14 protein-coding genes are annotated in these 12,698 nt (G+C 63.7%); 4 read left to right on the top strand and 10 right to left on the bottom strand.

Going from position 1 to position 12,698, the window contains the following annotated elements; genetic code table 11:
• Nucleotides 1-12: 12 nt before the first annotated feature.
• From BM403_RS29985 to ribBA, 4 genes are all read right to left on the bottom strand, one after another.
• Entirely contained in the window at nucleotides 13-822 is an 810-nt protein-coding gene (locus tag BM403_RS29985) for an ABC transporter permease (protein ID WP_010567348.1), read from the bottom strand.
• Nucleotides 823-828: 6 nt separating this feature from the next.
• Nucleotides 829-1,746, bottom strand: coding sequence for an ABC transporter permease (locus tag BM403_RS29980; RefSeq protein ID WP_175538120.1), 918 nt, complete (start codon nucleotides 1,744-1,746; stop codon nucleotides 829-831).
• On the bottom strand, nucleotides 1,743-2,768 hold the full coding sequence (locus BM403_RS29975; RefSeq protein WP_027603596.1) for an ABC transporter substrate-binding protein: 1,026 nt from the start codon (nucleotides 2,766-2,768) through the stop codon (nucleotides 1,743-1,745). The genes BM403_RS29980 and BM403_RS29975 overlap by 4 nt, the downstream gene beginning before the upstream one ends.
• A 228-nt stretch (nucleotides 2,769-2,996) precedes the next feature.
• Nucleotides 2,997-4,106: a bifunctional 3,4-dihydroxy-2-butanone-4-phosphate synthase/GTP cyclohydrolase II gene (ribBA, locus tag BM403_RS29970; protein WP_093546742.1), complete on the bottom strand. Its 1,110-nt coding sequence runs from the start codon at nucleotides 4,104-4,106 to the stop codon at nucleotides 2,997-2,999.
• Between the two features lie 69 nt (nucleotides 4,107-4,175).
• On the opposite strand from ribBA, the gene BM403_RS29965 reads away from it, so the two are divergent.
• On the top strand, nucleotides 4,176-4,469 hold the full coding sequence (locus BM403_RS29965; RefSeq protein ID WP_012723570.1) for a DUF1330 domain-containing protein: 294 nt from the start codon (nucleotides 4,176-4,178) through the stop codon (nucleotides 4,467-4,469).
• Nucleotides 4,470-4,609: 140 nt separating this feature from the next.
• Here the strand turns inward: BM403_RS29965 and BM403_RS29960 are convergent, their stop codons facing one another.
• The 6 genes from BM403_RS29960 to BM403_RS29935 form a co-directional block, all read right to left on the bottom strand.
• Nucleotides 4,610-5,173 carry an NUDIX hydrolase gene (locus BM403_RS29960; RefSeq protein WP_093546739.1) on the bottom strand — a complete coding sequence of 188 codons (564 nt, stop codon included), beginning with the start codon at nucleotides 5,171-5,173 and terminating at the stop codon, nucleotides 4,610-4,612.
• Nucleotides 5,174-5,175: 2 nt separating this feature from the next.
• Nucleotides 5,176-5,928, bottom strand: coding sequence for a GntR family transcriptional regulator (locus BM403_RS29955; RefSeq protein ID WP_012723572.1), 753 nt, complete (start codon nucleotides 5,926-5,928; stop codon nucleotides 5,176-5,178).
• 144 nt (nucleotides 5,929-6,072) lie between these two features.
• A complete protein-coding gene (locus tag BM403_RS29950) occupies nucleotides 6,073-6,558 on the bottom strand; it encodes a flavin reductase family protein (protein WP_012723573.1) in 486 nt (161 codons plus the stop codon).
• Nucleotides 6,559-6,570: 12 nt separating this feature from the next.
• Nucleotides 6,571-8,052, bottom strand: coding sequence for an aldehyde dehydrogenase (locus BM403_RS29945; protein ID WP_012723574.1), 1,482 nt, complete (start codon nucleotides 8,050-8,052; stop codon nucleotides 6,571-6,573).
• Nucleotides 8,049-8,882 carry an alpha/beta fold hydrolase gene (locus BM403_RS29940; protein ID WP_043205174.1) on the bottom strand — a complete coding sequence of 278 codons (834 nt, stop codon included), beginning with the start codon at nucleotides 8,880-8,882 and terminating at the stop codon, nucleotides 8,049-8,051. The genes BM403_RS29945 and BM403_RS29940 overlap by 4 nt, the downstream gene beginning before the upstream one ends.
• A 42-nt stretch (nucleotides 8,883-8,924) precedes the next feature.
• Complete coding sequence (locus tag BM403_RS29935; protein WP_012723576.1) at nucleotides 8,925-9,515, bottom strand: amino acid synthesis family protein; 591 nt, start codon at nucleotides 9,513-9,515, stop codon at nucleotides 8,925-8,927.
• A gap of 187 nt (nucleotides 9,516-9,702) precedes the next feature.
• Here BM403_RS29935 and ltnD point away from each other — a divergent pair, with 187 nt between their 5' ends.
• The 3 genes from ltnD to BM403_RS29920 are packed head-to-tail and all read left to right on the top strand — an operon-like array spanning nucleotide 9,703 to nucleotide 12,621.
• A complete protein-coding gene (gene ltnD, locus BM403_RS29930; RefSeq protein ID WP_256577250.1) occupies nucleotides 9,703-10,677 on the top strand; it encodes an L-threonate dehydrogenase in 975 nt (324 codons plus the stop codon).
• A gap of 10 nt (nucleotides 10,678-10,687) precedes the next feature.
• Entirely contained in the window at nucleotides 10,688-11,980 is a 1,293-nt protein-coding gene (otnK, locus tag BM403_RS29925) for a 3-oxo-tetronate kinase (RefSeq protein ID WP_093546734.1), read from the top strand.
• Nucleotides 11,977-12,621, top strand: coding sequence for a 3-oxo-tetronate 4-phosphate decarboxylase (locus BM403_RS29920; RefSeq protein WP_093546731.1), 645 nt, complete (start codon nucleotides 11,977-11,979; stop codon nucleotides 12,619-12,621). Before otnK ends, BM403_RS29920 begins: the two co-directional genes overlap by 4 nt.
• Nucleotides 12,622-12,698 lie beyond the last annotated feature (77 nt).

The following is a 12,698-nucleotide window of genomic DNA, read 5'->3' as shown; positions in this document are numbered from 1 at the left end:
TCTCCTCGGCGCTCAGGCGCGGGTTTCGGTACGCCGGCGAACGGCGGCGGCAATCACCATGACCAGCACCGAGAGGCCGATCAGCAGCGTCGACGCGACGGCGATCACAGGCGTCAGGTCCTGGCGCAGGGTGGTCCACATTTTTACGGGAAGGGTTTGCAGGGTAGGGCTGGCCATCATCACGCTGAGCACCACTTCGTCCCACGAGACCAGAAAGGCGAACAGTGCGCCGGCCACCATCCCCGGGCGAATCGCCGGGAAGGTCACCTTGAACACTGCCTGCAAGCGCGAGGCGCCGCAGATCACCGCCGCGTCTTCAATCGACTGGTCGAACAGCTTCAGCGAGTTGATGATCGAGATGATGGTGAACGGCAGCGCAACGATCACATGGCTGACCACAAACGCGAACATCGTGCCGGTGTAGCCGAGCTTGAGGAACAGCGCGTACACCGCCACGGCGATGATCACCAAGGGCACGATCATCGGCAGGGTGAATAAGCCGTAGAGCAATTCGCGGCCGGGGAAGCGCCCGCGCACCAGGGCAAACGCGGTGGGCAGGCCCAGGGCGACGGCGAACACGGTGGTCAACACGGCCACCTTGAGGCTGGCCATGGCCGCGTTCATCCAGTCGGCGTTGGAGAAGAACTGGCCGTACCATTTCAGCGTCCAGCCGGGCGGCGGGAACACCAGCCATTGCGACGAGCCGAACGACAGCAGCACGATAAACACAATCGGCAGCAGCAGGAAAAGGCCAATCAACCCGGTGGTGGTGTAGAGGCCCAAGCGCATCCTGCGGCTCATGGCATTGGGGGTCAGGAGCATGACGGCTTACCTCGCGTTGCTGGCGCCAACCGGGGATTCCGGCTGGAGCTTCAGGTAGAAGTAGAACAGCACCAGCGTGATGAAGATCAGCAACGCGGCGCCGGCACTGGCCAGGCCCCAATTAAGGAACGATTGCACCTGCTGGATGATGAACTCGGGCAGCATCATGTTCTGTGCACCGCCGAGCAGCGCCGGGGTGACGTAGTAACCGAGGGACATCACGAACACCATCAGGCCGCCGGAAAACAAGCCCGGCCGGCACAGCGGCAGGAAGACGCGGAAGAAGTTGGTCCACGGGCTGGCGCCGCAGATCGAGCCGGCCTGCAGGATCATCGGGTCGATGGCCTGCATGGTCGCCTGCAACGGCAGCACGATGAACGGGATCATGATGTAGCTCATGCCGATCACTACGCCCGTGAGGTTGTGCACCATCTCCAGGGGCACATCGATGATGCCCATGGCCATCAGCGCCTTGTTGATCACCCCGGAGGCTTGCAGCAAGACCAGCCAGGAGTAGGTGCGGGCGAGCAGGCTGGTCCACATCGACAGCAGCACGATGTTGAGGATCCAGCGTCCCCAGCCGCGTGGCACCAGGGTGATCACCCAGGCCAGCGGAAAGCCCAGCAGCAGGCTGAACAGGGTCACCAGGCCTGCCACTGAGAACGTGTTGAGCAGCACTCGGGCATAGGCGGAGTTGGCGAACAGCTGTTCATAGTTGCCCAGGCCCGGCACCGGCTCCAGCACGCCGCGCAGCAACAGGCCGATCAGCGGCGCCAGGAAGAACAGGCCGAGGAACAGCAGGGCCGGGATCAGGTTGCTCGACCCCCGCCAGCGCTGCGCCAGGGACGGCGCCCCGGCCTTGGCCGAAACCGCGCCGGCAGCGCCGAGGGCGCTCCCGGTCGGTGTGGTTGCCGTCATTTTCATTTGACTAGCCATTCATTCCACCGTGTCGCAATGGCCGGGCCGTTCTTGGCCCAGTAGGCGAAATCGAGGGTGATTTGGTCCTTGACGTAGGCGGTCGGCAGGTTCGGCGCGAGCACCGAATCCAGGCGCTGCACGCTGTCGATGTTCACCGGTGCGTAGGCGGTCAGGTTGGAAAAATCCGCCTGGCCCTTGGCGCTGCTGGCATTGGCCAGGAATTTCATCGCAGCCGCTTTGTTTTTCGAACCTTTAGGCACGACGAGGATGTCGGCCATCACCAGGTTCTGCTTCCAGCTCACGCCCACGGGCGCGCCGTCTTCCTGCAGGGCGTGGATGCGACCGTTCCAGAACTGGCCCATGCTGACTTCGCCGGAGGCCAGCAACTGTTGCGACTGCGCGCCGCCGCCCCACCAGACGATGTCTTTCTTGATGGTGTCGAGTTTCTTGAAGGCGCGGTCCAGGTCCAGGGGGTAGAGTTTGTCGGCGGGGACGCCGTCGGCCAGCAGCGCCAGTTCGAGCACGCCGGGGCTTGGCCATTTGTAGAGGGCACGTTTGCCGGGGTAGGTCTTGGTGTCGAACAGCGCGGTCCAGTCCTGAGGCTTACCGGCGCCGAGCTTGCCTTCGTTGTAGCCGAGCACGAAGGAGAAGAAGAACGAGCCCACACCATGGTCGGAGACGAAGCGCGGGTCGATCTTGTCGCGCTGGATCACTGAGAAATCGAGGGGTTCGAGCAGGCCTTCGGCGGCGGCGCGCAAGGCGAAGTCGGCCTCCACATCCACCACGTCCCACTGCACGTTGCCGCTTTCGACCATGGCCTTGAGTTTGCCGTAGTCGGTGGGGCCATCCTGGACCACGGTAATGCCGCTGGCCTTGCTGAACGGGTCGGCCCAGGCCTGCTTCTGCGCATCCTGGGTGCTACCGCCCCAGCTCACGAAATTGACGCTTTCGGCTGCCATGGCCGCGTGAGTGGCCGTAGCCAATAAACCCGCGAACAGCACCGCGGTTGCACGTTTGTTCAACACCATTTTCACGCCCTCATTTGTTTTGTTATTGAGCGGGCTTGGTAATGCCCGCCTATCGGGAGCAGTAGGTCCATCGGGAGCCTCTAATCGAGACCCCAAAAGGCGACCGTGCCAAGGGCTGTTATTGGTGCTCTCCCTGGCGGGCGCACTTGGCAGAAGCGTTCGGTCTATGGAATATCATATTATGGTATTCCAAACTTTGTGCAAGCATTTTGCCTTACCGGTTATCCGTCATTCGGTGAAGGGAATGCTCTCGATCACCTCCAGGTCGTAGCCGGTCAGCCCGGCGTATTTGAGGGGCGGGCCGAGGTGACGCAGCTTGCCGACGCCGAGGTCCTGCAAGATCTGCGCCCCGGTGCCCACTTCAGAATAGATGCGCGACTGCGAACGGTTGAACTGGCGCTGCGCCTGGGTCAGTTGCGGCACGCGTTCCAGCAGCGCCTGGGACGACTCATGGTTAGCCAGCACCACCACCACGCCGCTGCCTTCAGCGGCGACACGTTGCAAGGCCGCCCACAGCGTCCAGTTGGACGGGCCGCTGTAGTCGGCACCGACCAGGTCGCGCAGCGGGTCGATCACGTGCACGCGTACCAGCGCAGGGGTATCGCGGCGCAACTGGCCCATGACCATGGCCATGTGGACGCCGCCGTCGATGCGGTCTTCAAAGGTGATCAGGCGGAACGTGCCGTGCACCGTCGGCAGCTCGCGTTCACCGATGCGCACCACGGTGCGTTCGGTGCTGAGGCGGTAGTGGATCAGGTCGGCGATGGTGCCGATCTTGATGCCATGCTTGCGCGCGAAGATTTCCAGTTCCGGGCGGCGGGCCATGGTGCCGTCGTCGTTCATCACTTCGACGATCACCGACGCCGGGGTGTGCCCGGCCAGGCGCGCCAGGTCGCAGCCGGCCTCGGTGTGGCCGGCGCGGGTCAACACGCCGCCGTCCTTGGCGCGCAGCGGGAAGATATGCCCCGGCTGCACGATGTCGGCCGGCCCGGCATTAACATCGACGGCCGCCGCCACGGTACGCGCGCGGTCGGCGGCGGAGATGCCGGTGGTGACCCCACTGGCGGCTTCGATGGACACGGTAAACGCGGTGCTGAACACGCTGCCATTGCTTGGCACCATCTGTTCCAGGCCCAGGCGCTGGCAGTGTTCGTCGGTGAGGGTCAGGCAGATCAGGCCACGGGCTTCGCGGGCCATGAAACTGATAGTCTCGGCGGTGCAGCAGGCCGCAGGCAGCAGCAGGTCGCCTTCGTTTTCCCGGTCTTCGTCGTCCACCAGGAGCACCATCTTGCCTTGGCGGTAGTCTTCGATGATGTCTGCGATGCTGTTGAAGGACATGGAGAGTGCTCGATTTGTTGGTTGTATGTATTATGGTATACCACAAAAATTCAACAAGAGGATGTCACGATGAAGGCCTACTGGATTGCCCATGTGGATGTGTCTGATGCAGAGCAGTACACCCAGTACACCCAGCGCGCGCCGGCGGCGTTTGCAAAGTTTGGCGGGCGGTTCCTGGCCAGGGGCGGGCGCAGCGAGGCGATGGAAGGCGGGCCGTCACGGCAGCGTAATGTGGTGATTGAGTTTGAGAGCTATGAGCAGGCGGTGGCGTGTTACGCGTCTGCCGAATATCAGGAAGCGAAGGGGCACCGGGAGGGGGCAGGGGTGGCGCAGATTATTATTGTGGAAGGGCTGGCACCCTAGGTCATCAGGCCAAATATGGGCCAAATGTGGGAGGGGGCTTGCTCCCGATAGCGGTAGTTCAGTCACTTCATGTATTGACTGACACACTGCTATCGGGAGCAAGCCCCCTCCCACATTTTGATCCGTGTTTGGCGGTGCGGTCAGCGGATGAAATGAATCTTGCCGCTGTCATCGTTCCCGATATAGATGCCATACACCCCAGCCTGGCGTTCCTCGATATACCGCTCGAGAATCTGCCTGATCGCCGGGTAGTAGATACTGTCCCAGGGAATATCCTCAGGCGCGAAGAACTTATAGTCCAGGGTCTCCGGCCCGAACTGGCCGGTGATCTCCAGCGCGATGGCGCGGAAGATGATGTAGACCTCGCTGATCCTGGGCACGCTGAAGATCGAGTAGGGCGATACGATCTCGGCACGTACGCCGCTTTCTTCCCACACTTCACGCAGCGCGGCCTGTTCGGTGGTTTCGCCACCTTCCATGAAACCGGCAGGCAATGTCCAGGTGCCGGGGCGGGGCGGGATCGCGCGTTGGCACAGCAGGTATTTGCCGTCCTGCTCGATGATGCAGCCGGCGATGATCTTGGGGTTGATGTAGTGGATATAGCCGCAGCCCCGGCACATCAGGCGCTCATGGGTATCGCCCGGTGGCAGTTGGTGACCGAGGTCACTGCCGCCACATGTCGGGCAAAAGCTGGGGCTGGCCAAGGTCAGTGACCTATGCGCGGTTCTTTCAGCGCGATGGGCAGGGTGATTTCCGGAAGCTTGCCGGTTTCTTCCTGTTTGCGCTTGAGGTAGTCCAGGGCCACGGCGGCGGCGGCGCGCACGTGATCGACGCACGCCTGGTGGGCGGCCAGCGGGTCGCCGCTCTTGATCGCCTGGACCATGCGTTCCATTTCCTGGTTGCTGGTGCCGCGACGGTTTTCCTGGGACACCGAGGTGGCGCGCAGGTAGCTGATGCGGGCCTGCAACTGGCGCAGCTGGGTGGCCGCCACATGGTTGCCCGAACCTTCGAGCAGCACGTCGTAGAAGCCCTGCACCGAGTCGATGACCTGTTGCAGTTCTCCGTCCTTGAGGGCCTTGCGGTTTTCTTCAAGGGCTTTTTCCAGGGCCTTGATGTCCTTCGCCTTGGCGCGCAGGGTGAACAATTGCACGATCAAGCCTTCGAGCACGCAACGCAGTTCATAGATGTCGACGGCGTCGGCCAGGGTAATGATCGCTACCTGCGGGCCCTTGGCGTCGGCGAATTCCACCAGGCCTTCGGACTCCAGGTGACGCAAGGCTTCGCGCACCGAGGTGCGGCTGACCCCGAGGCGGTCGCACAGGTCGCGCTCCACCAGGCGGTCACCGGGCAGCAGTTGGAAGTTCATGATGGCGCTGCGCAGTTTTTCCAGCACGATTTCGCGCAGGGTGACCGGGTTGTGATTGACCTTGAAGCTGTCGTCGAGGGGCGCGCGTTTCATGGGGTCTGCTCTGAATTTAGCGGTTAACTGGAGGCCTCGGCCGGCCGGGGCCGATTGAGGGCCGAAAATCGTGCCCAAGTTTATCATGCTGCGTTCTTTAAGCGACAAACCCTCATGGCGCCCTCCCTCCTGCCCCGGCGCGCCTCAGGCCAGGGTCGGCAGCGGGCCCAGCTTGCCCTTGTGGTAGATCATCGGCGTGACCGGTTCCTTGGGCAGGATCAGGTTCTTCACCGCGCCGACGATGATCGCGTGATCGCCGCCGTCGTATTCGCGCCACAGTTCGCACTCGATGATCGCCGTGGCCTTGGCCAGCAGCGGGTTGCCCAGCTCGCTCAGGTGCCACTCGATGCCCTTGGCCTTTTCCTTGCCTTTGCTGGCGAACGCATAGGCCTCGGCGGTCTGGTCGGCGGACAGCAGGTGGATCGCGAAGCGCTTGCTGTCGCGCAGGATCGGGTAGGTGTCCGACGCATAGTTGGGGCAGAACAGCACCAGCGCCGGGTCGATCGACAGCGCGCTGAACGCACTGGCGGTAATGCCGACGATGCCGCCGTCCGGGTCGAGGGTGGTGACAACCGTGACGCCCGAAGGGAACGAGCTCATGACGTCTTTGTAAATGCCGGGTTCGATCATGGTCGGGGTCTCTTAACGCATCACGAAGGGATCAGGCATGGGCGCCTGGGAGAGGTTGATCCACACTGTCTTAAGCTCGGTGTAGGCGAGTACCGAATCGATGCCGCTTTCACGTCCGTAGCCGCTGTTCTTGAAGCCGCCGATGGGCGCCATTGCCGACACGGCACGGTAGGTGTTGACCCAGATGATCCCCGAGCGCACGTCCCGCGCCAGGCGGTGGGCGCGGCCGAGGTCGCGGGTCCAGATGCCGGCGGCGAGGCCGAATTGCGAGTCGTTGGCGATGGCCAGCGCTTCGGCTTCGTCCTTGAAACGGATGACCGAGGCCACCGGGCCGAACACTTCTTCCTGCATGATCTTCATCGAATTGCGGTCGCATTCGAACAGCGTCGGCTCATAGAACCAGCCCTCACCGAGGTTCTGCGGGCGTTTGCCGCCGGTGCGCAGGCGCGCGCCTTCGGCGATGGCATCCGCGACCAGGCCTTCGACCACGGCCAGTTGCTGTGCGGTGGCCATGGGCCCCATTTCGCTGGCGTCGTCCTGCGGGTTACCGATGCGGATGCGCTGGGCGCGTGCCACCAGGCGCTCGACGAATTCGTCGTAGATCTCATCCTGCACCAGCAGGCGCGAACCGGACACGCAGCTCTGCCCGGATGCCGCATAGATCCCGGCAATCGCGCCATTGATGGCGCTGTCGAGGTCGGCGTCGGCAAAGATGATATTCGGCGATTTGCCGCCCAGCTCCAGGGACAGCTTGGCGAAGTTCTCCGCGCTGCTGCGCACCACATGGCGGGCCGTGGCCGCGCCGCCGGTAAAGGCGATCTTGCGCACCAGTGGGTGGCGGGTGAGGGCGGCGCCGGTGCTGGGACCGTAGCCGGTGACCACGTTGACCACGCCCGGCGGGATCCCGGCTTCAAGGGCCAGGCGCGCCAGTTCGAGGATGGTCGCCGAGGCGTGTTCCGACGGCTTGATCACGATGGTATTGCCCGCCGCCAGAGCCGGCGCGAGTTTGATCGCGGTCAGGTACAGCGGGCTGTTCCACGGAATGATCGCCGCCACCACGCCCATGGCTTCGTGCACGGTGTAGGCGAACAGGTCCGGCTTGTCCAGTGGCAGGGTGCCGCCTTCGAGCTTGTCGGCCAGGCCGGCGGTGTAGTGGAAGAACTCCGGCAGGTAGCTGACCTGGCCACGGGTTTCGCGGATCAACTTGCCGTTGTCGCGGCTTTCCAGCTGGGCCAGTTGTTCCTTGTTGTCGGCGATCAGGTCGCCCAGGCGGCGCAGCAATTTGCCCCGTGCGGTGGCGGTGAGGCCACGCCAGGCCGGGCTGTCGAAGGCGCTTTGGGCGGCCTGTACAGCGCGCTCCACATCGGCTTCATCGGCGTCGGGCAGTTGCGCCCAGGGTTCGGCCAGGGCCGGGTTGAGGCTGTCGAAAGTCTTGCCGGACAGGGCATCGACCCATTCACCGCCGATGCACATCTGGAAGCGTGCGAGTGTCATGCAACGATCCCCTTGATTGGATTGTTTTGGGCGTACACCGTGTCGAGGAAGCCCAGCAGCAGCTGGTTGACCAGGCGTGGCGATTCTACCGGCATCATATGCCGTTGCTCGGCCAGCACCGCAACGGTGGCGCCGGGAATACGATCGGCCAGTTGCCGGGCCATTTCCGGGGTTGAACCGGGGTCGAGTTCGCCGGTGGCGACCAGGGTGGGGACGCGCAAACCCTTGAGGTCGTCGGCGCGGTACATGTCCTGGGTCGCAAACAGTTCGTAGGTGGTCAGGTAGCCCTGGGGGTCGTTGCCCGCCAGGGTTTCACGCAGGGCGGCGATCTGCGCCGGGTTGGCGGCCTGGTATTCACGGCTGAACCAGCGCGACAGCGCAGCTTCGGCATTCGCATCCGGGCCGTGTTCGGCGGCCTGGGCGGTGCGTGCGATCACGCCGGCACGCTGTTCGGGGCTGCGGTTGAACACGCTGTTGAGCACCACCAAGGAGGTGAGGCGCTCGGGGTAGTGCAGGGCAAACGCCCGGGCGACCAAGCCACCCATGGAAAAACCGATCACTGTGGCCTGGGGCAGTTGCAGGTGGTCGAGCAGCTCCAGCAACTGGTCGGCATACCCCAGCAGCGGCGTGCCGGCGGCCGGGCGCGGGCTGGCGCCATGGCCGAGCATGTCATAGCTGATCACGCGGTAGTTCGTGGCCAGGCCAACGACTTGCCCGCCCCACATTTCTTTATTCAGGCCCACGCCGTGGATCAAAACCACAGGCTGGCCTTGGCCGGTCGCCAGATAACTGGTGCCAGCCGGGGTGCGTTCAGCGGTGAGCCGAATCATGGAGCGCTCCTGCATGTTTTTTGTTGTGGTGGCCGGCCGTGCTTACTGGGCTTTTTCGGCCGCCAGCTCTTCCAGGTCGATGTAACGGTTACCGATCCGTGGGTGCAGGCGGCCACCGTCGGCGCAACCCAGGACCACGACGATTTCGTCGGCACGCGGCGAATCTTCGATGTGCATTTCCAGGGTGATGTAGTGCGAACGCAGGCCTTCGTCGTCCTTGTGCATCATCGGGATCTGGATCGAAGTGCCCGGGCCGCCGCGCTTGTTGGTGAAGCTCAGGTAGCTCTTGGCCTTGACCGCTTCACGGTAGTGATTGCCGAAGCGCAGGGTGTGGATGATCGCGCTGGCGTGTTCGATCTCGCCATCGGCACCGACCACCGCTGCCTTGCCATACGCCTCGATGTTTTCGGCGCCGCCAATGATTGCTACCAGACGCTCGACCATCTGCGCGCCGAGGTCGGAGCAATTGGCGCGGATTTCCGGCTTGAGGTCTTCGACGAAACCACGACCCAACCACGGGTTCTTCAGCACCACCGCGAGGCCGACCATTTTCACCGGGGTGTCTGCGGCCTTGCCGCCTTCGATAAAGGTTTCTTCTACATAACTGACGATCTTGCGGATTTCGAAACTCATGAGCGGCTCCATCAGGTGTGGGGGAGTGGTTTGCGTATGATGGTATACCATAATACGCAAAGCACAAGCGTCGCAAATGAGTTTGCGTGGGGTGAGGCGATAAAGGGTGATGTGTGAAATTCTTCCGCTGGCGATGTTAAAAAATGTTAGATAGAAAAAATACTTCACATAATCTGTTCATTGGTGGATGATCGATTCCAATTCCAACGCGGCTCGCCGGTGTGGTGTCAGCCGCCGTTTTCCCCTGGAGTACCCCATGAATAATAAGAATGTCGGTGTGATCGGTTTGGGCGCGATGGGGCTGGGCATTGCCCGTTCGCTGTTGCGCGCAGGTTTCAATGTGCATGCCTGTGATGTACGCGAGGCGGTCACCCAGCAGTTCGCTGGCGAAGGCGGAGTGGCGTGCGCGTCACCGGCGCAGATGGCCGAGGCCTGTGATGTGCTCATCACCGTGGTAGTCAACGCCGAACAGACCGAAACCGTATTGTTCGGCGAAGGCGGTGCAGTGGCTGTATTGCGCCCTGCGAGCCTGGTGATCGGTTGTGCCACCGTGGCCCCGACCTACGCCGTCGACCTCGGCCAGCGCTTGGCCGACCACGGCCTGCTGTACCTGGATGCGCCGATTTCCGGCGGTGCGGCCAAGGCCGCCGCCGGTGAAATGACCATGATGACCTCGGGCCCGCAGGCCGCCTATGCCAAGGCCGATGCGGTGCTGGCAGGCATGGCCGGTAAGGTGTATCGCCTGGGCGACGTCCACGGCCTGGGTTCCAAGGTCAAGATCATCAACCAACTGCTCGCCGGTGTGCACATCGCGGCGTCCGCCGAGGCCATGGCCCTGGGCCTGCGCGAAGGGGTGGACGCCGAGGCCTTGTACGAGGTGATCACCCACAGCGCCGGTAATTCGTGGATGTTCGAGAACCGCGTGCCGCACATTCTCAAGGCCGACTACACGCCACTGTCGGCGGTGGATATTTTCGTCAAGGACCTCGGCCTGGTGCTTGATACCGCGCGTGCGAGCAAATTCCCGCTGCCGTTGTCCGCCACCGCGCACCAGATGTTCATGCAGGCCTCCAGCGCCGGTTTTGGTCGTGAGGACGACTCGGCGGTGATCAAGATTTTCCCCGGCATCGACCTGCCGACTGCCAAGCCCGAGCCGGTGTAAGGAACGCTTTATGACTAACCCCACCACGCGCCCGTTGCTGGGCTGCATCGCCGACGATTTCACCGGCGCCACCGACCTGGCCAACATGTTGGTACGCGGCGGCATGCGTACAGTGCAGAGCATTGGCATCCCCAGTCGCGAAGTCGCGGACGGGCTGGATGCAGACGCCATCGTCATCGCCCTCAAGTCGCGCACCACGCCGGTGGCAGAGGCTGTCGAGGAATCCCTGGCCGCGCTGGACTGGCTGCGCGAGCAGGGCTGCGAACAGATTTTCTTCAAGTACTGCTCCACATTCGACTCCACCGCCGCCGGCAATATCGGCCAGGTCAGCGAGGCCTTGCTCAAGGCGCTGGGCAGTGATTTCACCTTGGCCTGCCCGGCGTTCCCGGAAAACGGCCGGACGATTTTCCGTGGCCACCTGTTTGTGCAGGACCAGTTGCTCAATGAGTCGGGCATGCAGCATCACCCACTGACGCCCATGGGCGACGCCAACTTGGTGCGCGTGCTGCAACGTCAGACTGCATTGCCGGTCGGGCTGCTGCGTTACGACGCGGTTGCCGCGGGGGTGGACGCGACCCGCACGAAGATCGCCGAACTGCGCGCGCAAGGCGTGGGCATTGCCATCGCCGACGCGCTGTCGGACCAGGACCTCTACACCCTGGGCAGCGCCTGCGCCGACTTGCCGTTGCTCACCGGGGGCTCGGGCCTGGCCCTGGGGCTGCCGGGCAATTTCCGCCGCGCGGGTAAATTGCGCGACTTCGATGTGAACACGTTGCCCACGGTCAGCGGTGGCGAAGTGGTGCTGGCCGGCAGTGCGTCGGTGGCGACCCTCGGCCAGGTCGCGGCCTGGTGCGAGGCGGGCCGCCCGGCGTTGCGCATCGATCCCATCGCCCTGGCCGCCGGTGAGCCGGTGGTGGCGCAGGCGCTGGCCTTTGCCCGCGACAGTGCACACACCGTATTGATCTACGCCACCAGCACCCCAGCCGAGGTCAAGGCGGTGCAGCAACAGCTGGGTGTCGAACGCGCCGGCGCCTTGGTGGAGAACGCCTTGGGCGAGATCGCTGCCGGCTTGCGCGAGCAGGGTGTGCGGCGCTTTGTGGTGGCGGGCGGGGAGACCTCCGGCGCGGTGGTCAAGGCCCTCGGCGTCAACCTGTTGCAGATTGGTGCACAGATCGACCCCGGCGTGCCGGCCACGGTCAGCAGTTCCACCGAGCCGCTGGCACTGGCGCTGAAATCGGGCAACTTCGGGGGGCGCGATTTCTTTGCCAAGGCCCTTGCGCACCTGGCCGGAGGTGCCCAATGAGCGGCATTGACGAACAGGCCCTGCGCGAAGAAATCTGCGACGTCGGCCACAGCCTGTATCAACGTGGCTACACCGTCGGCAGCGCCGGCAATATCAGTGCGCGCCTGGACGATGGCTGGTTGATTACGCCCACCGACGTCTGCCTGGGTCGCCTGGCGCCTGGGGCGATTGCCAAGGTCAACCTGAAGGGCGAGTGGGTGTCCGGCGACAAACCCTCGAAGACCCTGGCCCTGCACCGTCAGGTGTATGACCGCAACCCTACGGTGGGGGGGGTGGTGCACACCCATTCCACCCACCTGGTGGCGTTGACCCTGGCCGGGGTGTGGCGGGCGGACGATATTCTGCCGCCGCTCACGCCCTATCAGGTGATGAAGGTCGGGCACATCCCCCTGATCGGCTACCAGCGTCCGGGCTCGCCCGACGTCGCCGAGCAAGTGGCGCAACTGGCCAACAGCGTGCGAGGGGTGATGCTCGAGCGCCTGGGGCCGGTGGTCTGGGAAAGCTCGGTGGCCAAGGCCAGCTACGCCCTGGAAGAGTTGGAAGAAACCGCCCGGCTCTGGCTGATGAGCACCCCCCGGCCCGAGCCGCTGAGCCAGGCCGCCTTGGATGAACTGCGCGAGACGTTCGGCGCGCATTGGTAATGCCGTAGACCGACACTGCAAGCCCCCCCGCGAGACCCGCCTGCGGAGCGTGACGGGAGCGGCTTGCGCCAAAAAAC

Source organism: Pseudomonas sp. OV546 (assembly GCF_900116845.1).
In the GTDB taxonomy this organism is placed as follows: domain Bacteria; phylum Pseudomonadota; class Gammaproteobacteria; order Pseudomonadales; family Pseudomonadaceae; genus Aquipseudomonas; species Aquipseudomonas petroselini.
Note: the sequence above shows the minus strand (reverse complement) of the source record. Positions and strands in the feature narration are given on the sequence as shown.

What these genes read in the sequence shown, in the direction of transcription:
- BM403_RS29985 (WP_010567348.1), bottom strand. Translation starts at nt 822, where the DNA reads ATGCTCCTGACCCCCAATGCCATGAGCCGCAGGATGCGCTTGGGCCTC.
- BM403_RS29980 (WP_175538120.1), bottom strand. Translation starts at nt 1,746, where the DNA reads ATGAAAATGACGGCAACCACACCGACCGGGAGCGCCCTCGGCGCTGCC.
- BM403_RS29975 (WP_027603596.1), bottom strand. Translation starts at nt 2,768, where the DNA reads ATGGTGTTGAACAAACGTGCAACCGCGGTGCTGTTCGCGGGTTTATTG.
- ribBA (WP_093546742.1), bottom strand. Translation starts at nt 4,106, where the DNA reads ATGTCCTTCAACAGCATCGCAGACATCATCGAAGACTACCGCCAAGGC.
- BM403_RS29965 (WP_012723570.1), top strand. Translation starts at nt 4,176, where the DNA reads ATGAAGGCCTACTGGATTGCCCATGTGGATGTGTCTGATGCAGAGCAG.
- BM403_RS29955 (WP_012723572.1), bottom strand. Translation starts at nt 5,928, where the DNA reads ATGAAACGCGCGCCCCTCGACGACAGCTTCAAGGTCAATCACAACCCG.
- BM403_RS29950 (WP_012723573.1), bottom strand. Translation starts at nt 6,558, where the DNA reads ATGATCGAACCCGGCATTTACAAAGACGTCATGAGCTCGTTCCCTTCG.
- BM403_RS29945 (WP_012723574.1), bottom strand. Translation starts at nt 8,052, where the DNA reads ATGACACTCGCACGCTTCCAGATGTGCATCGGCGGTGAATGGGTCGAT.
- BM403_RS29940 (WP_043205174.1), bottom strand. Translation starts at nt 8,882, where the DNA reads ATGATTCGGCTCACCGCTGAACGCACCCCGGCTGGCACCAGTTATCTG.
- BM403_RS29935 (WP_012723576.1), bottom strand. Translation starts at nt 9,515, where the DNA reads ATGAGTTTCGAAATCCGCAAGATCGTCAGTTATGTAGAAGAAACCTTT.
- ltnD (WP_256577250.1), top strand. Translation starts at nt 9,703, where the DNA reads ATGATCGATTCCAATTCCAACGCGGCTCGCCGGTGTGGTGTCAGCCGC.
- otnK (WP_093546734.1), top strand. Translation starts at nt 10,688, where the DNA reads ATGACTAACCCCACCACGCGCCCGTTGCTGGGCTGCATCGCCGACGAT.
- BM403_RS29920 (WP_093546731.1), top strand. Translation starts at nt 11,977, where the DNA reads ATGAGCGGCATTGACGAACAGGCCCTGCGCGAAGAAATCTGCGACGTC.